The sequence below is a fragment of the Paenibacillus sp. Y930 genome, from assembly GCF_056786375.1.
The window spans coordinates 1,080,243-1,100,268 of sequence record NZ_JBXCIX010000001.1; the positions used below are offsets into that span (position 1 = coordinate 1,080,243).

18 protein-coding genes are annotated in these 20,026 nt (G+C 38.2%); 5 read left to right on the forward strand and 13 right to left on the reverse strand.

Annotated elements, in window-relative coordinates:
* Positions 1–36: 36 nt before the first annotated feature.
* A complete protein-coding gene (locus AC1TO5_RS05125; protein WP_482061689.1) occupies positions 37–885 on the reverse strand; it encodes a sugar phosphate isomerase/epimerase family protein in 849 nt (282 codons plus the stop codon).
* Between the two features lie 200 nt (positions 886–1,085).
* Here AC1TO5_RS05125 and AC1TO5_RS05130 point away from each other — a divergent pair, with 200 nt between their 5' ends.
* Complete coding sequence (locus AC1TO5_RS05130; protein ID WP_482061690.1) at positions 1,086–1,304, forward strand: hypothetical protein; 219 nt, start codon at positions 1,086–1,088, stop codon at positions 1,302–1,304.
* Positions 1,305–1,568: 264 nt separating this feature from the next.
* Here AC1TO5_RS05130 and AC1TO5_RS05135 read toward each other — a convergent pair whose 3' ends face one another.
* From AC1TO5_RS05135 to map, 4 genes are all read right to left on the reverse strand, one after another.
* Positions 1,569–2,327, reverse strand: a complete 759-nt coding sequence (locus AC1TO5_RS05135) for an ABC transporter permease (protein WP_482061691.1) — start codon at positions 2,325–2,327, stop codon at positions 1,569–1,571.
* Positions 2,324–2,995 carry an ABC transporter ATP-binding protein gene (locus tag AC1TO5_RS05140; protein WP_482061827.1) on the reverse strand — a complete coding sequence of 224 codons (672 nt, stop codon included), beginning with the start codon at positions 2,993–2,995 and terminating at the stop codon, positions 2,324–2,326. The genes AC1TO5_RS05135 and AC1TO5_RS05140 overlap by 4 nt, the downstream gene beginning before the upstream one ends.
* 39 nt (positions 2,996–3,034) lie before the next feature.
* On the reverse strand, positions 3,035–5,269 hold the full coding sequence (locus tag AC1TO5_RS05145) for an ATP-dependent helicase (RefSeq protein ID WP_482061692.1): 2,235 nt from the start codon (positions 5,267–5,269) through the stop codon (positions 3,035–3,037).
* Between the two features lie 111 nt (positions 5,270–5,380).
* A complete protein-coding gene (gene map, locus AC1TO5_RS05150) occupies positions 5,381–6,133 on the reverse strand; it encodes a type I methionyl aminopeptidase (RefSeq protein WP_482061693.1) in 753 nt (250 codons plus the stop codon).
* Positions 6,134–6,417: 284 nt separating this feature from the next.
* On the opposite strand from map, the gene AC1TO5_RS05155 reads away from it, so the two are divergent.
* Complete coding sequence (locus AC1TO5_RS05155; RefSeq protein ID WP_482061694.1) at positions 6,418–7,062, forward strand: hypothetical protein; 645 nt, start codon at positions 6,418–6,420, stop codon at positions 7,060–7,062.
* A 79-nt stretch (positions 7,063–7,141) separates the two neighbouring features.
* On the opposite strand, the gene AC1TO5_RS05160 is transcribed toward AC1TO5_RS05155, so the two are convergent.
* The 6 genes from AC1TO5_RS05160 to metE all read right to left on the reverse strand — a co-directional run bounded on the left by AC1TO5_RS05160 (position 7,142) and on the right by metE (position 13,253).
* Entirely contained in the window at positions 7,142–7,375 is a 234-nt protein-coding gene (locus AC1TO5_RS05160) for a TM2 domain-containing protein (protein WP_482061828.1), read from the reverse strand.
* Between the two features lie 221 nt (positions 7,376–7,596).
* Positions 7,597–8,319: a hypothetical protein gene (locus AC1TO5_RS05165; protein WP_482061695.1), complete on the reverse strand. Its 723-nt coding sequence runs from the start codon at positions 8,317–8,319 to the stop codon at positions 7,597–7,599.
* Positions 8,319–9,464 carry an SPFH domain-containing protein gene (locus AC1TO5_RS05170; protein WP_482061696.1) on the reverse strand — a complete coding sequence of 382 codons (1,146 nt, stop codon included), beginning with the start codon at positions 9,462–9,464 and terminating at the stop codon, positions 8,319–8,321. The genes AC1TO5_RS05165 and AC1TO5_RS05170 overlap by 1 nt, the downstream gene beginning before the upstream one ends.
* A 124-nt stretch (positions 9,465–9,588) precedes the next feature.
* Complete coding sequence (gene chrA / locus AC1TO5_RS05175) at positions 9,589–10,134, reverse strand: chromate efflux transporter ChrA (protein ID WP_482061697.1); 546 nt, start codon at positions 10,132–10,134, stop codon at positions 9,589–9,591.
* A 1-nt stretch (position 10,135) separates the two neighbouring features.
* On the reverse strand, positions 10,136–10,732 hold the full coding sequence (gene chrB, locus AC1TO5_RS05180; protein WP_482061698.1) for a chromate efflux transporter ChrB: 597 nt from the start codon (positions 10,730–10,732) through the stop codon (positions 10,136–10,138).
* Positions 10,733–10,964: 232 nt separating this feature from the next.
* Positions 10,965–13,253, reverse strand: a complete 2,289-nt coding sequence (metE, locus tag AC1TO5_RS05185; RefSeq protein WP_482061829.1) for a 5-methyltetrahydropteroyltriglutamate--homocysteine S-methyltransferase — start codon at positions 13,251–13,253, stop codon at positions 10,965–10,967.
* A 225-nt stretch (positions 13,254–13,478) separates the two neighbouring features.
* Between metE and AC1TO5_RS05190 the strand changes: the two genes are divergently transcribed.
* The 3 genes from AC1TO5_RS05190 (at position 13,479) to AC1TO5_RS05200 (ending at position 18,103) form a co-directional block, all read left to right on the forward strand.
* Positions 13,479–14,222 carry an ABC transporter ATP-binding protein gene (locus AC1TO5_RS05190; protein ID WP_482061699.1) on the forward strand — a complete coding sequence of 248 codons (744 nt, stop codon included), beginning with the start codon at positions 13,479–13,481 and terminating at the stop codon, positions 14,220–14,222.
* Between the two features lie 2 nt (positions 14,223–14,224).
* Positions 14,225–15,355, forward strand: coding sequence for an ABC transporter permease (locus tag AC1TO5_RS05195; RefSeq protein ID WP_482061830.1), 1,131 nt, complete (start codon positions 14,225–14,227; stop codon positions 15,353–15,355).
* Between the two features lie 159 nt (positions 15,356–15,514).
* A complete protein-coding gene (locus tag AC1TO5_RS05200) occupies positions 15,515–18,103 on the forward strand; it encodes a transcriptional regulator (protein WP_482061700.1) in 2,589 nt (862 codons plus the stop codon).
* Positions 18,104–18,169: 66 nt separating this feature from the next.
* Here AC1TO5_RS05200 and AC1TO5_RS05205 read toward each other — a convergent pair whose 3' ends face one another.
* The gene (locus tag AC1TO5_RS05205) at positions 18,170–18,832 is read right to left on the reverse strand and encodes an HAD family hydrolase (RefSeq protein ID WP_482061701.1); all 663 of its coding nucleotides are present in this window, start codon (positions 18,830–18,832) and stop codon (positions 18,170–18,172) included.
* 18 nt (positions 18,833–18,850) lie between these two features.
* A complete protein-coding gene (locus AC1TO5_RS05210) occupies positions 18,851–19,897 on the reverse strand; it encodes an NAD(P)-dependent alcohol dehydrogenase (protein WP_482061702.1) in 1,047 nt (348 codons plus the stop codon).
* Positions 19,898–20,026: the final 129 nt, after the last annotated feature.

Genomic DNA, 20,026 nt, shown 5'->3' on the forward strand with positions numbered 1-20,026 from the left:
ATCGTGATCACAAGCGGATGTTTTGAACTTCCTTAATTAAAGTAAAGACTTTATATATGCTATATTATGCTGCAGCAACTCCTCCGTCGATTGAGAGCCACTGAAATCTTCCATGCTCAACCAACCATCATAGCCAATAGCCTTCAATGCCTTCAGTACACGAGGCCAATGAACAGCTCCAGTATCAATCGCACTCCATTCCACTTGCCACTTGGCTGCTTCAAGGTCCTCTGACGTTAATGACTTATACGTCGCATTTTTCACATGAACATGCGTTAAGTAATCACCAATTATTTCGAGTCCCATCTGATAATTTTCATAGCCTTCATGCACCATATTACCAGGATCGTATATTATTCCGACACAGTTAGGATCAAAGCCTTCAACTAAACGTACGGCAGCAGATGCACTGCAAGCGATATTACCATGATGCGTTTCAATCGAACCCTTCACCTTATATTGTTGAGCTAATTCCTGTACTTGCGCGATATAATTTCTGCTATCAGCAAGACATTGCTTATATGAAATTGTCCCATCATATGACGGTACTCCAATACGAATTGATGGTGCACCTAATAATTGAGCAGCCTTCATTGCCTGCTCCGTAGCCGCTATATCTCCAACTTTAATATAAGAGGCAAGATTAGGCTGCTCTAGTCCATATTGCTTACTTAATTCCCCAATATGTTGCAGTTGTTCAACCGTTGCGCTAGCAGGTACAGTAGAATAGTTATTACCCCAAAATGATGGTGCTTCATCCGATTTGGATTGATCTGGATCAATCAATCTCCACTCTACTCCATCATATTGATTATCGCGAAGTAGCTGTACCGTCTTCTCTATATTACAATCGGGCATCATTACAGTGAATACTGAAAACTTCATCTAATCTCCCCCTATTTTTTTTTAGTAGCTCCTTGATACGATTACTTTGCAACTTTTATTTCACCCACTACTATAGCTCCAATAGTAATAGCATAACATCGTTAAAATACATTTACTTTTCTGTTATTGATCGCTTTCTCATTCCAATTGATTGTGATTGTCTATATAATGGAATAATCAACGAACAAGATGGAGGAAATATGTCCTTACTATACCGCTTAATGTCTGATGTTGATTTTCAAGAGGCATTAGACAAAGAAAAAAAGATTCGTGTTTTTCAAGATAATCAGATCATTGATAACAGAGCGATCATTGTACGCTTTGATGATCAGAAGATCGTAACTCAGGCATCCGTTGGTGATATTACATATCACCCTCGTCAAACATGTGAATTCTTCTTGCTGAAAGGTAACAAATAAGTAGTTAGACGCTACGTAAAATGATACGCAATGATGAAATGGAATTAAATAATGCCGAACTTATCAGGATGATACCCATCCTCTAAGTTCGGCATTTTTACGTTATAGAAAAACTAGATGCACACTAGCAAAAAAAACTCCTTTGAACTCATCTACCATTCCCACATGTCAGACAATTGAGACGGTATTAAGTCATCGCTTATCCGAAACCAATTCATCTCCCGAATCAAGTCACAATTGTTCTTGACTCGTTAATATAATCAATTATTCAGATGTTGTTTTTTGCATCCGTAAGTCAGCTGTTAATACACTTTTATGAAATAACATACTTAATATAATACTCGTTAACGCTGCGGCACCAGTATGCGTGAATAAAATCAATAACTGATACTTAACCGCTTCGATTGGACTTGCCCCCGCAATAATCATCCCGGTCATCATTCCAGGCAATTGAACCAAACCGACTGTCTTCAAACTATCTATTGTAGGAATCATACTATATTTCACAGAACGAACTAGTAAGCTTTGCAGTGCTTGTTTACTATTTGCTCCGAGTGCAAGTAAAGTTTCTATTTCTTCACGCGATGATTCTGTTTCTCGCTTCAATTGAGTAAGAAATAAGCTGGATACTACCATGGCATTACCGATCGTCATACCGCTAAGTGGAATAATATATTGGGCGGTAGGCTCTATAATTTTCATGCCAAGTAAAATGACCATAACAAAGATTTCAATTAGGAAAATACATAAAGCAATTTTCCACATCGCTCCGCGAAGGCCTTTACCTCGCTTTGCGCCATTATGTGCCGCAACTAATATCATAATCGTAATAATCGCAAAAAACAGCCAAATATTTTCGGTTGCAAACACATAGTTAAGAATGTAACCAATCGCAATAAGCTGAATACTTGCCCGGATTGTGCCGATAAATATATCTTTTTCTAGCAGCAACTTCTTTTTCATCGAAATTAATATGGTTACCGCAATAAACAATAAAGTGAAACTAAGACTCAACATGCTCATGTCAATGATTCCCCCTGACAAATCGTAACCTGATGCTGCGCAAAATGCCATTGCTCATTACTAACTCTACTCACTTGATTAGCATCATGAGAAATCCATACGTATGCTCCATTTGTCTCATCGATCCATTGAAGTAATAATGATTCAACCAAATCTCGATTATGAGCGTCTAATGAGCCCGTCACTTCATCAAGCAATAATATTTTCGGTTCCAACAATAGGCCGCGAATTAATGCAAGTCTTTGCTTTTCTCCGCCAGAAAGACTTGCTGCTACAGACTGCCAATCTATATGTTCAAGTCCACATTGATTCATCAATTGTTGCGCTTTACTTTGCTGAAAATCTCTACCATGTAATAGGCTCGGCAACTGCAAATTATCGTCCACTGTCCCTGGCAGCATAACGGCATGCTGTGCAACATAATGAATCTGTTGCCTCCATTGCATAACATCACACTTTGGAGCTTCAAGATTACCCCAGTACAGCTGACCACTACTCGGAACATCTAAGCGCGCTATAATTCGTAGCAAGCTAGTTTTCCCTTGTCCAGACTCTCCAGTGCAACAGATTCGTTGCCCATTTGAAATATTGGCACATACATTTTGAAACAATTGCTTCTCTGAGACGTCTTCTTGAAAGCTTTTACTAATATTTCTTAGTTCAAGCATTACCGTCACCTATCCACCTACTCCATCCTACTTATTCATTTACGGCTGTAATTCCAACAATCCTTGCGTAATACACATCTCAACTTGTAGTGTTTTCAATCCGTGCTCCACAAAATTGATTTTAATTTTGGTGGACTGTACGTCTTCGATAGTACCGTCACCGAATTGTTCATGGGTAATCTTAATACCAACGACTAATGCGTTCGCATCTTTAATTGCGTTCGCATTCGTAGCCTTCACTTTGCTCGCAGTACTAAATTGCGTTATCGTTGACGATTGATGATTGACGATATGATCAAGCTTTTGCTGAATTTGCGCTGACATCGTTTGCTCCAACATCATCGGCAATAAATTTTGAATACTCTTTACTGCTTGTACAAATTCTGATTCCTTCGCTCGCTCATTTTGCCACTGTTGTACCGTTATCAAATGCAAGCTATGCCTTGCCCTGGTCATCCCTACATAGAACAGTCTAGCCGCTTCTTCCATTAACTCCCTACTATCTTGATCCGTACGCGATGGAATGACTTGCTGGACTAGATCCATCATAAAGACAACATTGAATTCTAACCCCTTTGCGCTATGTAGCGTAGACAAGGTTACAACGGCTTCTCGCTTTTTGTTTTTCGCTTGTTGTTGAGCTTGCTCAAGTTGCTTCAATCTCTCTGCAAATTGTGCTAATGTTTGTTGACCTTCAGCAATTCCCTCTAAGCTATTAAGGATACTAAGTAAATATTCCTTGCGGAAACCTAACCGTTCACATAATCCAATAATTGCTTTATCATAGCCTAGATCATTGCGGATGCGCTGAATCGCCTCAACAGGACTCATATCTCGGAGTAATCGAATCGTTTGCTGAGCACGAATAATGAGTTCCGGTTGGTAGTCATTCAACGTCACTTTAGTTAGCAATAATTCGAATATCGACTCCTGTTCATGCAATTGTTTGCATTGCATTATTTGCTGTTTGGATAAATATACATTCATTTTCATCGCGAGCTTCTCAAATATATCCATTCGACGATCGGTATAGCTTAATCTCATAAAATTCAAAATATCTTCAACGACCCAATGAGAGAAAAAACGATCATCTCCATCCTTCATATAGAACGGAATTCCCCTGCGATCTAGCTCATTAACGAGCATAATAGATGAGTAATGATTACGATATAGTACAGCTACTTCTTGTAACTGATCAGATTGCTGTAAGCTACTTGCAATATAATTAATTTCTTCTTGTACAGATGGAAAATCATGAAACTGAATAAGCTCGCGAGCTGCATTTTCGGTAAACATCATCTTCGGATATCGGTTATGATTCTTCCTTATAAATTGATTAGCTATCGTTACAATTTCTTGCGATGAACGATAATTTTGCTCCATATACAAAATTTCAGCGGTCTGATAATGCTGCTTAAACGATAATAAATAAGTAGGTTCTGCACCTCTCCAGCTATATATCGATTGATCATCATCTGCAACGACACAAAGATTTTGATGATCTTCAACGAGTAGTGCAATAATATGATGCTGAATTAACGAAGTATCCTGACTTTCATCCGTTAACATAAAACGATATTTGCGCTTGTATATATTCCGAATTGCCATATCTTCTCGTAATGTTTTCTCGGCATAGACGAGCATATCATCGAAATCTAGCAATAGCTTCTCTTGTGATTGCTTAAACTGTTCATACATACGCAATAATTCGTCCGCTTGCTTCACTTTACAAGGGATCGAACTCCATTGCTCGGGCGGAATCATTTTATTTTTCACATAGCTAATATAGGTCAATAATTCATCCAGCAGTTCATCTTTCAGTTTTTCATGAAATAACTTTTCATACAGTTGTCGTAATATAATATTTTTATGAAGTCTAACTTCTTGCTCGACTACTTCTTCAGCTGGTTTTTTGTCATAACCATCGATTACTTCATACGCGATTCCTTGCTTCCGTAATCCTTGTATGACAATTTCAAATGCAAGACTGTGGATTGTGGAAAATTTCACTTTCGGAAGCTCAGGGAAAAACCGTTCATAGCGTAAACTCATATCACGAGCTGATGCTTTACTGAAACTAACCGCAATAATTTGATCAGCTTGAACTTTGTGATAGCTAACAAGATAGCCTATTCTCATAATAATGGTCGTCGTCTTACCTGACCCTGGTGATGCAAGCAATAATATTGGACCTTGAAAATGCTCCACTGCTTTTTGCTGAACATCATTCAGCTGTACCAAATCTTTATATTGTTGTAAAAATGGTTGTAACATAGGCACCTCGTATTTATACTCTGTAGCTATAATTTGTACATTCATCTAAACTGAAGAATGCCCGAGCAGATCAATGCATTGTGGAATCGCATAGTATGCTCGGGCATTATATTAGGTTTGTTGTGTAATTAGTAATGGTCCATCAGCTGTAATAGCAAGTGTATGCTCGTATTGAGCGGATAAGCTACCATCTGCCGTTCTTGCGGTCCACCCATCAGCATCTAATTGGGCATGATATTTCCCAACGTTGAGCATAGGTTCTATCGTAAGTACCATACCTTCCTTCAAGCGTGTACCTCTACCTGCTGGTCCATAATGAGGAACTTGTGGTTCTTCATGCATCTCAGAGCCGATACCATGACCAATAAAGTCACGTACGACAGAGAAACCTTCAGCCTCAGCATATACTTGAATCGCATTAGATATATCTCCAATACGGTTACCGATAACAGCCTTCTCAATCCCTTTATACATAGATTCCTTGGTGACATCTAGTAATTTTTGTGTTTGAGGAGTAACTTGACCTACACCGTACGACCATGCAGAATCTGCTAACCAACCATTAAGATTGACAACCATATCAATCGTTACAATGTCTCCATCCTTCAAGATCATTTCCTTGCTAGGAAAACCGTGGCAGATCACATCGTTAACAGATGCACATGTTGCGAATGGATAGCCATGATATCCCTTTTGTTCTGGAGTAGCTCCATGATCGAGCATAAATTTCTCAGCAAATTCATCAATTTCCATCGTATTTATACCTGGTTTAATCATTTTTGCTATTTCTTTATGACAAGCAGCTAGAATCTCTCCTGCTTGCTTCATCTTCATAATTTCTTCCGTTGTTTTAATGACAATCATCTGTATCCCACTTTTCTTTCTTATTATGTTCTCTTCCTACTATATCACATTTAGCGTAATTATCGAGCATTTGCCCCTACTTTTGTCATTACAATTACAGCAATAACTTCCGATATTACTCCTAATTATGTTGTACTATTCGGTGCATACTAAAGCTAATATGTGAATTTTATCGCTGATAGTAAAAAATTTCAAGGTGTTATAAATAGCTTTTGCAGTATAATGTATATTTGAGTGTTTTCAACAGTAACTCGAATTCATTTATTCAACAGGAGATAATAGACGTGAAACAAAACAAAATTGGATTACTTATTAGTACGATTAGTATAGTAGCATTTATATCCGCCATAATTGTAACCATAACACTTACTAACAAAGCTATACAAACCGAGCAACAAAAGGCGACTTATTATGCTAAATTGTATGGTCTGGAAGATAAGGCTGATGTGATAGATAATGAGCCTATTAAATTCCCCTCTCAAGAGTATTTAATGGATCAGAACTCTAAAGAATACAATGCTCTCGAGAAGCTAAGGTCGCTGCATGCACAATCTGAGTATTTTCTCATGGGCGGGCGAATTGAAGCTTATACACCGGAAGCAACCGACAGCTGGACAAAAGTTATTGATTCTACATTTCTTCAACAAGCGGAATACGAAACTATTCGAGATGGTTTACCCGCAGAAAAAGATCTTACCGCAGATATGAACAATTTGATTTCTTTACTTCATATCGCTTCTGAGCAACGAAATCTTGAGGCATTACGCTATATGCATCGTATTCTTCACGATCTTGACCTATATGGCTTTCCTGCTCAAGGCTCAGCAGCAACCGGATACTGGGGCGCTACTTATACCGTTCCATCTAGCAACAGCTCACAGATTAACGAGATCAATACATTTATTGAAAAGCATACCGTTTCATCATAGAAAAGAGCCTAAGTACGATTATTTTTACTAATCGGATTTAGGCTCTTTTTCGATGTGTCAGACCACAATTATAGCATTGTTATTGATAGGGTTGGTATGCACGTTTTCCATATTTACGAGCAAAATTCTCGTCGGAAGTACATAAGTAGATAATACCTTCAATAAAACCAACAATGGCTGGGATATATGTCCAGCAGAATATTAAATAGAGTATACCTTGGAATATTTTACCTAGATAAAATTTATGTATTCCTAAACCACCTAATAAAATTCCTAGTAAACCCGCTACTACTTTACTTTTCGTAGACACGATAAGTGTTTGTCCCGGTTGCTGAGGTGGAGGTGGTTGATGATAAATATTTTGAACGAAAGGTTGTTGTTGTTGATACATTGGTTGTTGTTGAGCCTGTGCGGCAGCAGTTTGAGCGGCTGCTTGAACTACAATTGCTTCACCACAATATTTACATTGTGTACTGTTTATGGCATTTGATGCGCCACATGCAGGGCATCTGTTTTCATTCATTGTAATCTCTCCTATTTAATTAATAGTTGCTCTCTATGCTTAACAAGCTTTTGGATATGATCCATAGTAGCTTGAATGGCAACAAAATTATGTACTTGCTCCGGCTTTAATCGTTGATATAACGTATGCAGCTCATCAATAATTTCGCGCTCCATCTCACTTACGATGATCTTCTGATTCACTTTTGTGAAAGGCGTTGATGCACGTAATCTTTCTTTCAAACGATTAAATTGATCATTCAAATGACTATAACTAGTAGTCTCCGCATGATCCCCGACTACATCATCAATTTGCATAAGTAACAACGACAGTCGATCACCTGCAGCTGCCACTTGCTCGGAAGCTTCTCGCTCAGCTTCTTGTTTTTTGCCAAATGGCAAAATGATTGCGACAATCATAATAAACACAAAGGCGACGATAAGTTGAGTTGTAAAATACCAGATCGTATTTACTGGAAGTAGTAATATCGAAGTGATAATCGCAACGAATGGATAAATGGCTAATAGCGATAGTACGAACACTGAATATACAATTCCTAGCTTATTCATAACTTCTCTAGGTGCCAAAATGATCAAATTCCATATTGCAAGGCCGCATAATAACACGATGAGCATCAATGTTGATTTGGCAAGGTCCAGTAACGAGTATAGCGCAAAGAAATAAGTAAAGCTTACAATAAGAGCTGCATCAAGTATGAAGCATGCACATAGCTTCAACATTTTAGATAAACTCATTAAGCATCACCCTCCGTTTTCGTACCACATTCAGCACAAAACTTAGCACCAACTGCTAATTCAGCACTACAATGACTACACTTCGGCTTAGCTAAGGAACAACCGCATTGCGCACAAAATTTCATATTACTAGTTATCGCTGCTTGGCAAGAAGGACATTGTAACTGCTCCTGTGCCATTTTGTTACCACAACCATAACAAAACTTCGAATGGGAATCATTCATCGTATGACAATTAGAACATGCTATATGAGCGGTTTGTACCGTATTCGCTACATTTTGATTCAATGTTTGACCTAGCGTAACACCAGCTCCTGTTCCAATGCCTAGACCCAACCCTGCGGCTGCTAAGCCTCCACTGCCCTCGTTACCAGCTGCCGTCTCCATCACATCAAATGTACGTTTCACGTTATAACGATTATCACCAATAATATCAAATGCCGCTTTATCTCCTAAAATACTATTAATGAGTGCAAAATCCTCGTCCGGGAAATTAATAGAAGTAATATAGAAATTCAAGACACTAATTCCGTAACGATCAAATTCCTCATGTAAATTACTCTTTGTTTCACTTGAAATTTCTTCTAATAACGGTGCGATTTCTAAAACCGAGATTTTTCGATTAATAATAATTGAGGATATTAATGTCTTTATTTTCGTAACAATTAATCCGCGATAAAATTGGATAACATTATCATATTTCACTATGTTTCCATCACCAAGTGATCCGATAAGTTCAGTTATGAAAACTCTATAATCTACAATTTTCAAACCAATTTGACCATGCGCACGAACTCGCATTCGCACGGAATATTTAGGATCTATTAAAGTAATCGGATCTGTCGTACCCCAGTATAAATCTAATTTGGCAGCTCGATTAATGAAATAGATTTCAGTAGTAAATGGCGTTCGATTACCAAACGGCAAATTAATTAGCGAACTTAAAATAGGAATATTATTTGTACTTAATGTATATGTTCCCGCTGAAAATATATCCAACACCTGGCCGCCTCTTATAAAAACTGCGATCTGGCCTTCACCTACAATAAGTTGAGATCCTGTATTGAACTCTTCACCAGGAAAACGATACACTACCCATTCACGATTTCTAAGACCGTCGAATTTAATAACACTTAATATCGCCATCTCACAACACCTTCCAACAATTATAGTAAGGACCCAATATTATGTATCTTCTATATACTAATATATACTACCATAAATTATCACAAAATTTTAGAGATATTATTATTTCGATACACTATTGAGCCTAAATATACGGTATCACGATACCCCCATAAGCAAAAGCAGCAATCATGACAATAGCGGGATGAATTTTCTTCATCTGCATCGCCCAAAATGCAACGGCCGCGATCAATATGGATTGCAGCCAACCAATACTTTCTACTGAGCTTTGTCCCATTTCCCATGTAAGTACTAACATCATAATGGCAATAACAGGCTGAACAAGTAGTCCAATTCCTTTCACGACATTAGATTGACGATGTTTTCGAAGTACTTTCAATAATAAGATAAGAGCAACTGCTGAAGGGATAATGGTAGCCATTAAAGCGACAATAGTTCCTACAACACCCCCTACATCGTACCCTACATAAGCAGCAATTTTTGTAGCAATTGGACCTGGCAGTGCATTACCAAGTGCGAGAATATTAGAAAACTCAGCAGCTGTTGACCATTCATAGTTCGTCACCACTTCACGATACATCAATGGAATCGAGGCAGGTCCACCACCATAGCCCAGTACATTTGCAACAAAGAAACCAATAAATAATTTTAACAATTCCAGCCAGTCCATATTATATATCACCCTCCTGCTGTCGTTTCACCTTCCACCTTGACATTATGCGGAAATGTACCGTTCCATATGCTAGAAATACAATAATAACAATAGCAGGATGAATATCAATTACTTGCAATAATAGAAACGCTAATATAAAACTTACTACACCTATATACTTACCAAGTCCTTTAACTGCTTTTGCCGCAAATTCATACATCATAACGCCAAGCATAACTGCTACAACAGGGATAACCGCACTAATCATTCCTTGCACAATAGGAGAGCCATTCAAGAAATATACTGCTGACATTAATGCAATCATGGCTACACTAGAAGGGATGATATGGGCAAGTACAGCAACGATCGCACCTTTCACGCCCTTTAAGCGATATCCCAAGTACGCCGCAATTTTAGTCGCAATCGGACCTGGCAATGCATTAGCTATAGCTAGTATTTCTCCAAATTCATCGTCATCCATCCATTGATATGTATGTACTGCTTCATGACGGAATAGTGGCATGACCGATGGTCCACCGCCGAAGCCTAGTAAGCCAACCTTCATCATGCTCCACATCAGTCGAACGTAAGAATGATTTTTTTTCTGCTCTTTCATTACCGATAACCTCTTTTCTAGTTGACTTATCACGATAACTTTATCAGTTATATTAAGTTTGTGCACATTCATCTTATCTTACTACCGTATGAAAAAAATGAACATAAAAAATGCCGAGCAAGGGCAGTAATTCCCCCCTAAACTCGGCATTTTTGTATGCAACGTCATCGTCTATCTTCCCTAGTAAGTAGCAACTACTACGTCTTCGGAGAATATCCACTTACCGTTATGCTTACACTTGCACTTGCAGCTTTGCTCTCGCCTCTAGCGTAGCCGTAACCATATTACGAAGCGCATCGATCGTTTCTGCTTCTTTACGTGTCTTAAGTCCACAATCGGGATTAATCCAGAAAATGTTCGGACTCAGCACTTGCAGGGCACGATCAATCATCGTTGTCATTTCTGCTACAGCTGGAACGCGTGGACTATGGATATCATATACACCAAGTCCAATCCCTTGTGGATACGTATTCTGTTCAAAGCTACCGATTAATTCACCATGGCTACGTGAAGTTTCGATCGAGATAACATCAGCATCCATCGACTCGATTGAAGCGATCATATCGTGGAAATCACAATAGCACATATGAGTATGAATTTGCGTTGTTGCCTCCACAGTACAAGTAGTCATACGGAACGCTCGAATCGACCAGTCAAGATACGCTTGTTGTTCATTCGCTTTTAATGGTAGTCCTTCTCTTACGGCAGGCTCATCGACTTGAATAATTGGTATACCTGCTGCTTCTAATGCCTCAACTTCTTGGCGCAATGCATAGGCTAGCTGATAAGCAACCTCTTCTCTAGCAATATCTTGGCGTACAAATGACCAGTTCATAATGGTAATTGGTCCTGTTAGCATTCCTTTGACTGGTTTATCCGTTTGCGCTTGCGCATACACTGTTTCCTTCACCGTCATCGGCTCGATAAAGGTTACATCCCCATAGATAACGGGAGGCTTCACACAACGAGAGCCGTATGACTGCACCCAGCCATTTTTCGTGAAGACGAATCCACCTAATTTTTCACCGAAAAACTCAACCATATCGGTACGTTCAAATTCACCATGAACGAAAACATCTAAACCAAGCTCTTCTTGATAAGCAATCCAACGATCAATTTCCGCCTCGATAAATGTGTTGTAGCGTTCCTCCGACCATTCGCCCTTGCGCCATAACTGTCTAGCTTGACGAACTTCCAATGATTGCGGGAAGCTTCCGATCGTTGTTGTTGGTAAAATTGGCAGTTCCAGCTTCTGTTGCTGCTCGTTATAACGCTGAGCAAATGGAACTGAGCGCTCGAGACCTGTTTCTTTCAATTGCTCAATCGTTGCATACACTTGCTGTTGATTGCGTTGTGCTAAATTGTTAAACGTTGCAAACGCTGCTTTGTCTTGTTCGATTTGGGTCAAGTAGCCAATATCAACACAGTTAATCGCTAACGTTAATTGAACGATTTCTACGATCTTCTCATCTGCATAGGCCATAACGTTACGAATAGCTTCTGGCAATGCAACTTCACGATTCAAGCTTACAGGAACATGCAATAGACTGCATGATGACTGAACCCATAATTGCTGCTCTCCTACTCGCTCCTTCAATGATTGAAGTAGTTGATGCTGCTCTGACAAATTAGCCTTCCAAATGTTTCGCCCATCAATGACGCCTGCACCCAATACTTTATTAGCTGGGAAGCCATACTGTGTAATATTTGCAATGTTTTGCTCTACCCCATGTACAAAATCTAAGCCTATACCCGCTACTGGTAATTGAACAATTTGCTCATAACGTTCAACACTTTCAAAATACGTTTGCAGCATAATTTGTAGCTTTGGTGCCGCTTCGGCTAACACCTGATATATACGCTGTAACGTAGTAAGCTCCTCGTCTGATAGCTGTTGCACGATAGCTGGCTCATCGACTTGAATCCATTGCACACCTGCTTGTTCGAGCTCCTGCACAATCTGTATATATAATGGAAGCAGTTTTTCAATCCAAGCTGTAAATTGATCACGCTGATAACCCTTCGATAGCTTTACAAATGTAAACAAGCCTAGCAAAACGGGTTTACCTTCAATATCTAAATGTTGTTTGGCTTCTTGATAAGCAGTAAGTGGACGGTTTACCGTTAATTGCGGCTCAATATTGCCAAGTTCAGGTACGATGTAATGATAATTCGTATTGAACCATTTCGTCATTTCACTTGCAGTTGCATCCTTCGAGCCACGGGCAATTTCATAGTAAAGCTCTGTTGATACGACTCCGCCATTATACTGAAAACGCTCTGGAATTAAGCCAAGCATTGTTGATGTATCAAGCACTTGGTCATAGAGACTAAAATCATTAACTGGAATGTAATCAATTCCCGCTTCCTTCTGCTTACTAAGATGCTGCAATCTAATTTCCTGCAATTGACTTAGTAATTGTTGCTCGTTGATTTGCTCATTCCAAAAACTTTCTAAAGCCTTTTTCCATTGACGTTGTTCTCCTATACGTGGATAACCAAGCAAACTACTTTTCACCATCATGATCGCTCCCTTAATTCATTTGACTTAAGAGTATCATGTTGTACATATTATAAATAATTCCAAAAATCTATACTTAGGTATAGGTTAAAGCTATAGCAAAGAGATCAAGTCGGGGGACGCTACGGCGTAGGTGAAGAGATTAGTTCTCTCCGCTGAGTAAGAATGAAACAAATTCACGTTAATGACGTATACAAAACTATCGATGTTAATGAGGAGGCTTATATGAAATCGAACTCAAATAAAGCAAAGCTGATACTCGATGTTAATATAACGGAAGCGGGATATGAACCAAATATTGCAACCATATCTATTATACATATCCAAATTCATCAAGGTGAACTAGTAGGGTTAATCGGCCCTAATGGCGCTGGAAAAAGCACTACAATTAAATCTATTATGGACATTACACCCTACCGCCTTGGACATGTTGACATAGGGGGTCAATCAGGTAGTTACGCATACGTCCCAGAACAACCGATCTATTATGAATACTTCACATTATGGGAGCATCTGTGGTTTGTAGCTTCTGTTAATGGAATTGAAGAAAATGACTTCGAACAACGTGCAGAAAAACTTCTTGTGCAATTTAAACTCGTAGACCAGAAGCATCATTATCCAAGTAGCTTTTCCAAAGGGATGAAGCAGAAACTTATGCTCATTCTCGCTTTCATCTTAGAACCAGACTTATTTATTGTGGATGAACCATTTGTCGGACTTGATCCCCAAGCTACAATTGATTTCTTGTCGTTACTTGACGATGCAAGAGCTCAAGGTGCTGGTGTACTGATGAGTACTCATATGCTTGACACTGCCGAACGTATATGCGATTCTTTTGTGCTTATTCATCAAGGGAAAGTTGTAGCTAGCGGAACTTTAGCTGAAATAATAATGGCTGCTGATCTAGATGACCAAGCTACTTTATTTGACTGCTTTAATACGTTAACAACGGATGTGATGTCGTGCTAACAATGGCTCAATTATTCAAAGTTCGACTGAAACAGCATTACTTACGAATTTACAAAGTAGTAGATAGTATTTTTGACTGGTCAGTTTGGCTTTATATCCTTATCCCAGCTGTTGTTATATTCATCGGATTTTATCGTGAGTGGTGGCTGGAAATACCTCAGTGGGCAATTAATATTCCATGGGATATAGTTAGTTTAATCATCATTACGATTATTGTCTCCATTGGTCAAATCACTTTATTGGTAGAAGATGCTGATCAAGTCGTATTGCTTCAGAAGCCCCGATGGCTATTGTCATTAAAGCGTTATGGTTTGATATATTCTTGGTTCATTGTTCAGCTTCTAAGTTTATGTGTACCGCTAGTACTACTTCCATTTCTAGTATTAGTTAGCGAGTGGACTGCTCTACATATATTAATGCTTGTAGCGTATGTTGCGATTAGTAGTATCATTCCGTTGATCGTAAATCATCGTTGGACGATTACAGCAGCTTGGTGGAAGAAATGGCTACTACAACTACTCATTTTCATAATCAACAGCTGTATCATATTCGTACCTATATTCCTTTATCTCGATCATGTTTTCCCATACTGGGTTGGCATTATAATTAATCTTATCGTCGCGCTCATAATGATTAAAAAATATGCAATGACCCCACTTAACTTTCAGCAGCATTTGTCTAATGCCAATGAGAATAAACTTCAATTTACAGGGATGATTCTCAGTCAGTCGATGGAGTTAACTTCAACAAGTAAACGCAAAAAACCTATACTCTTTAGTCAGTCACAACGGTTAATCAATCGAAACAATCTCGGTAGTATAATCGGAGATTTATATATTAAATCATTGCTTCGAGACTTCGGACAATTAAAAGTATGGTTAATATTCCTTTCTGTAAGTTGCTTTGCACTAACACAAGTACCGGGATATGCACCATTCGCTGTCATTATCTTGCTAACCTATATTGCAATCAATCTCTTTAACCTACAATGGGAACTATGGTCGAAACGAGATTTTGTATCCTTATATATGAAGCTTGTAGAGCAGCCATTATTAGCTAAACGTAGAGCACGAAGCATAATTATCGGTACATTCATTATCGTATTATTAATCGTTGCGATCTTTAGCCTCTAATTCAAATGAGTACTATCATATGGGACGCTAACTCTTGGTTTATTTTAGTAACTGTTCTATAATTGAACTGTTCTATAGTTGAACTGTTCTATTAATAATTACAATGTAAGCAATTCATTCATTTTAAGCATACTTTACTATATTGGAGGAGATTCAACAGTGGCTGAGTTAGAAAATCAAAATTTATTCTCTGAACTACTTTACTCAGGTGTAGCACTATTAAAATCTCATCCGAATTATAAAACGAAAAGAAAAAAAAGAGAGCTGCAGCCTAGTGGGGAACATATCTCGGAATCTTATTTAGATAAAATTGCGAGTCAACTTGGTATTTCGCCCAACACCTTGAAAAGCTGGATAGGTCAAATGGGAAAGAAATATGTACCAAGCAGAATTGAAGATGGAAAATTATTTGCGATTCTTTGGATTATATTGAAGCATAGTGACAAGCAACTACCATGGTTTATAGAGATTCTTAAGACGACCTCTATTCCTGTATTAGATCCACCTTCTCCTCCTTGGATTATTGCTTGTCTTTCGAAAGCAAAACTGAAACTTGACAATCAAACTTTCGGTTCACCAGATACCAATGAAATAGATGAACTAATCAATCGTCTATTCAATCAAGAAAGCCTAAATGAGATCCTAGAAGCTACACCTGTAACAATACTTCCCCTTACAATCAATCTACCTAAGAAATTATCAATACATAATTTACCTACTAGATGGACTAAAATATTCATTGGAAGAAAAAGGAAGTTGGAACTACTTAACAAATGGATGCAATCTCCCTCACCTCTTTGTTTAATATCAGGATGGGGTGGAATGGGAAAAAGCACATTTATTCTCGAAGCTGCATACGCTTGTCTGGGTGAAGTTCACGAGGAAGTAAAACTTACGAACGCAGATTGGCCAGGTTTTACAAGTATAATTTGGGTTAGTGCTGACCTAAAAGGTATGAGTTATAATTATTTTTTAGATACGATTGCTTATCAATTAGGTCGTGTAGAACTTCTTGAGCAAGGAATTAATGAGAAGCAGTTTATCGTTAGAAATGCTTTATCTACGTCTTCTCAACTAGGTGATATTTTAATTATTGTCGATAATATCGATGTTAGTGATGTAGATATTCTATCTTTTGTATCTAACCTACCACCTAAGGTGAAAGTTATATTAAGCTCACGTGAACATGAACAAAAATTGTTTCCCAATAGTTCCCGAGATCTCTTTGTTATCCCATTAGAAGGTTTAGAGAAAAAAGATGCATTACATTATCTTTTAGACGAAACACAATATCACTTATTGACTACATATGAGGAATCAAAAAAAGAATATCTATCTCTAATACTTAATAGTGAACCAAGCCTACTATATAAACTTGTAGAGGTAACCGCAGGGAATCCGAAAGCCATAGCATTGAGTATCGCCTATATCGCAGATAACGCCATTCCGTTAGACAGCTTTATTACAGAAATTCGTTCCGCAAGTTATTCGTTAAACTCTATTTTTGATTTTTTATTCGGACATACATGGGATCGTTGTTCAGAAGACGTCCAAAAATTGTGGATGGTACTTTATTTCTTTCAGACACCTCCAGATGAATATAGCTGGGCGGCAGCTGCAGGATTGAAGCGTCGCAATTTTCATCAGGCTCTCGACCAGATGAAAGCTTATACGTTAATTACGACCGAACGTTTTGAGAATTGGAGCTACTATTATGCCCATCAAACGATTATTGCTTATGGTAAACAAAGAATACAGGAGCACGGCGAGTTTTTAGCGCAAGCAAAACATCGCTTGGGAAGCTATTACATCCAATTTGTTGAGGATCAGCTGCATCATAAGCAGATCACTCATCTCTATTGGAAATGTCTCCCTGGAAAAGATCTAACCCTTGTCAAAAGAGAATGGCCTAATTTATTTCATATTCTACAATGGTCGGTAAATGAAGATCAACCAACCATATTAATTGCTTTAATGATTCGCTTGTCTCACTTACTTAGTCGGATCAGTCTTCCATTGCGTATTGAATATGGGATAATGGCAGCAAAAGCAGCAAACAGAGAGAAGCAATGGCTACTCGAGACCATATTCAGAATTGATACCATTGGTTGGGCTTGCTTTGAGCTTGGAGATATAGAACAGGGATTAGAGCAAATCCATCTAAGTCTACAAATTTTAGAATCAAACAAAGGAAATATTCTAGCCGAACAAGAAGATGAATATAACGATTTGCAAGCATTAGCCTACCAATCCCTTGCTCGATATAATGTAGCAAATCAAGATTTGTCGCAAGCAAATGATTATATTGAACGTACACTAGCCATACCAACATCACCGATTATTTTACATCGAACCTTACTTATTCAAGGTAACATCTCTATTCTTGAGAAGAATTATGTAGTAGCTACTCAAATATTAGAAAAAGCACATTCGGTTAGCGCCATATATGACGGTGAAAAGTCGATAGAATCTTTCTATTTTCTTGGATTAGCTCATTTGCATTGTCAGCAATACGAGCAAGCCGAGAAGGCTTTTAGTCAATTACTATTCTATGGACCGAATGCTAATCAACTCGAATTAATATATTATCAATTTGCAATCGCTCAGCTTTACTCCAAAACAGGAAAAATTACAGAAGCGATTTACCAGCTGAAAATGACGTTAGAGCAAATTGATTCATGGGAACAAGGAATTCGTATTCGTCAAGATGTGGAAAATCTTCTTACCGAATTAAGCCAAATAACATAACGAAAAAGGATGGATCACTTTAAGGGCACATAAAATGCTTCCTTGAAAGTGATCCATCCTTTAATTTTACTTAGATTCTATAAATGTTATGATTTCATGTAAAGGTTTCTCGTCCATAGAAGAAATACGAAGATCATGAGGACCAAATATAAGGTTCTCCGTAACTTTATTCGGAACAATAACGACATTCAAACCGGCAGTATAGGCTGCTTTCGCTCCGTTTGGCGAATCTTCAAAAGCTATTGTCTCCTCGGGCTTTAGATCTAGTACCTCCAAGGATTGTAAATATAACGCTGGATCAGGTTTAACTTTCTCAACATAATCAGCAGTTCGAATACTGCTAAAGTAACTATCAATATCAAATTTCTTAGCAAACGGCTCTATCCAAGACAAGTGAGAGCTAGAAGCAATACCAAGCTTCAACCCTAGCTGTTGTGCCGTTTTCAAATAGTTCTCTACACCTGGTCTTAATACTCGAGTTTCCATAATACGAGCATGTTTTTCACCAGCTAATATTTTGATTTCATCAATATTAACTGGACGACTTGCAACCGTAACCAAATACTCATATGGATCGAATACGTCATGACTTGTACCTACACATTTTACCCATGTTTCAAATGGAAGATCTGCATCGTGTTCTTCAAAAATTTCACTTAATGATTCATACCAAGCACTTTCTGTATCAATAATTAAGCCATCAAAATCAAAAATAATTCCTTTTATCAATGAAATCCCCTCGTTTTCTTATTTATTTGGATAGATCATAATTTTCATACTACTGTCTTTTTGTAATATTGCAGTATCAATCGCTTTCTGAATATCATCAAGCGTAAATTTATGAGTAATGCTATCTTCAAGACGCACTTTATTAGTTTGTAATGCCGCAATTGCTGCTGGGTACGTGTTTGCATAACGAAATACCCCAAAAATATCTAGTTCTGAATCAATGATCTCATTAATATTCATTCCTACACTGGGCACGGTAGGTAGACCTACCAATACAATTTTACCACCGCGCTTGACTTGAGAAGTTAGCTCTGAGATAGCCCTCGGATTGCCTGACGTCTCAATAATAATATCTACGCCTTGACCATTGGTCCAAGTATTCACTTTATCATCTAGCGATTCATTCATAGGATCACATATATCACTAATTCCATTAGATACTGCAAGCTCTCTACGATAATTAACAACATCGCTACCATAAACCTCTGATACACCAAACAAACGAGCAGCCATAGCAGCTAATTGTCCGATTGGACCAAGTCCAGTTATTAATACGCGGTCATATGGTTTTACTCCAGCTCGATTCAAAGCATGAAACCCAACAGATAAAGGTTCTAATAACGCCCCCTCTTCGAAGCTCATTTCATCCGGAATAGCAAAAAGAAAGTCTGAGCGAATAGCTACAAATTCTGACCATGCACCATCAACAGGCGGTGTCGCCATGAATACCACATCTGGGCATAGATTATAGCGTCCATTCTTACAATATTCACAGCGTCCACATGTGACACCAGGTTCTACCGCAACTCGTGCTCCTACAGCAATATTGGTCACATGATCACCGATCTCAACAACTACACCAGCAAGTTCATGTCCGAGTATGATTGGCTGTTTCACTTCATAACGACCTATTTTACCATGCTCATAATAATGAACATCTGATCCACAAACTCCAATACACATTACCTTCACTAAGGCCTCATCTGGTTTGATACTTGGAATTGGAACTGATTTAACATTCATTATCCCTTGACTCTCTAATACAGCTGCTTTCATCATCGACATCTTGAATTCACCCGCTTCATATAATTATCTCTTATCTGCCATTCTTCTCACAACTATAGTATAAAGTATATGCTGCTATTTTTACTAAACATTCATAACTATTAAAAGTACGGTATGACTGTACAATTA

Excerpts from the sequence above, each read along its gene's own strand:
- AC1TO5_RS05125 (WP_482061689.1), bottom strand. The coding sequence starts at position 885 with ATGAAGTTTTCAGTATTCACTGTAATGATGCCCGATTGTAATATAGAG.
- AC1TO5_RS05130 (WP_482061690.1), top strand. The coding sequence starts at position 1,086 with ATGTCCTTACTATACCGCTTAATGTCTGATGTTGATTTTCAAGAGGCA.
- AC1TO5_RS05135 (WP_482061691.1), bottom strand. The coding sequence starts at position 2,327 with ATGAGCATGTTGAGTCTTAGTTTCACTTTATTGTTTATTGCGGTAACC.
- AC1TO5_RS05140 (WP_482061827.1), bottom strand. The coding sequence starts at position 2,995 with ATGCTTGAACTAAGAAATATTAGTAAAAGCTTTCAAGAAGACGTCTCA.
- AC1TO5_RS05145 (WP_482061692.1), bottom strand. The coding sequence starts at position 5,269 with ATGTTACAACCATTTTTACAACAATATAAAGATTTGGTACAGCTGAAT.
- map (WP_482061693.1), bottom strand. The coding sequence starts at position 6,133 with ATGATTGTCATTAAAACAACGGAAGAAATTATGAAGATGAAGCAAGCA.
- AC1TO5_RS05165 (WP_482061695.1), bottom strand. The coding sequence starts at position 8,319 with ATGAGTTTATCTAAAATGTTGAAGCTATGTGCATGCTTCATACTTGAT.
- AC1TO5_RS05170 (WP_482061696.1), bottom strand. The coding sequence starts at position 9,464 with ATGGCGATATTAAGTGTTATTAAATTCGACGGTCTTAGAAATCGTGAA.
- chrA (WP_482061697.1), bottom strand. The coding sequence starts at position 10,134 with ATGGACTGGCTGGAATTGTTAAAATTATTTATTGGTTTCTTTGTTGCA.
- chrB (WP_482061698.1), bottom strand. The coding sequence starts at position 10,732 with ATGAAAGAGCAGAAAAAAAATCATTCTTACGTTCGACTGATGTGGAGC.
- metE (WP_482061829.1), bottom strand. The coding sequence starts at position 13,253 with ATGGTGAAAAGTAGTTTGCTTGGTTATCCACGTATAGGAGAACAACGT.
- AC1TO5_RS05190 (WP_482061699.1), top strand. The coding sequence starts at position 13,479 with ATGAAATCGAACTCAAATAAAGCAAAGCTGATACTCGATGTTAATATA.
- AC1TO5_RS05195 (WP_482061830.1), top strand. The coding sequence starts at position 14,225 with ATGGCTCAATTATTCAAAGTTCGACTGAAACAGCATTACTTACGAATT.
- AC1TO5_RS05210 (WP_482061702.1), bottom strand. The coding sequence starts at position 19,897 with ATGTCGATGATGAAAGCAGCTGTATTAGAGAGTCAAGGGATAATGAAT.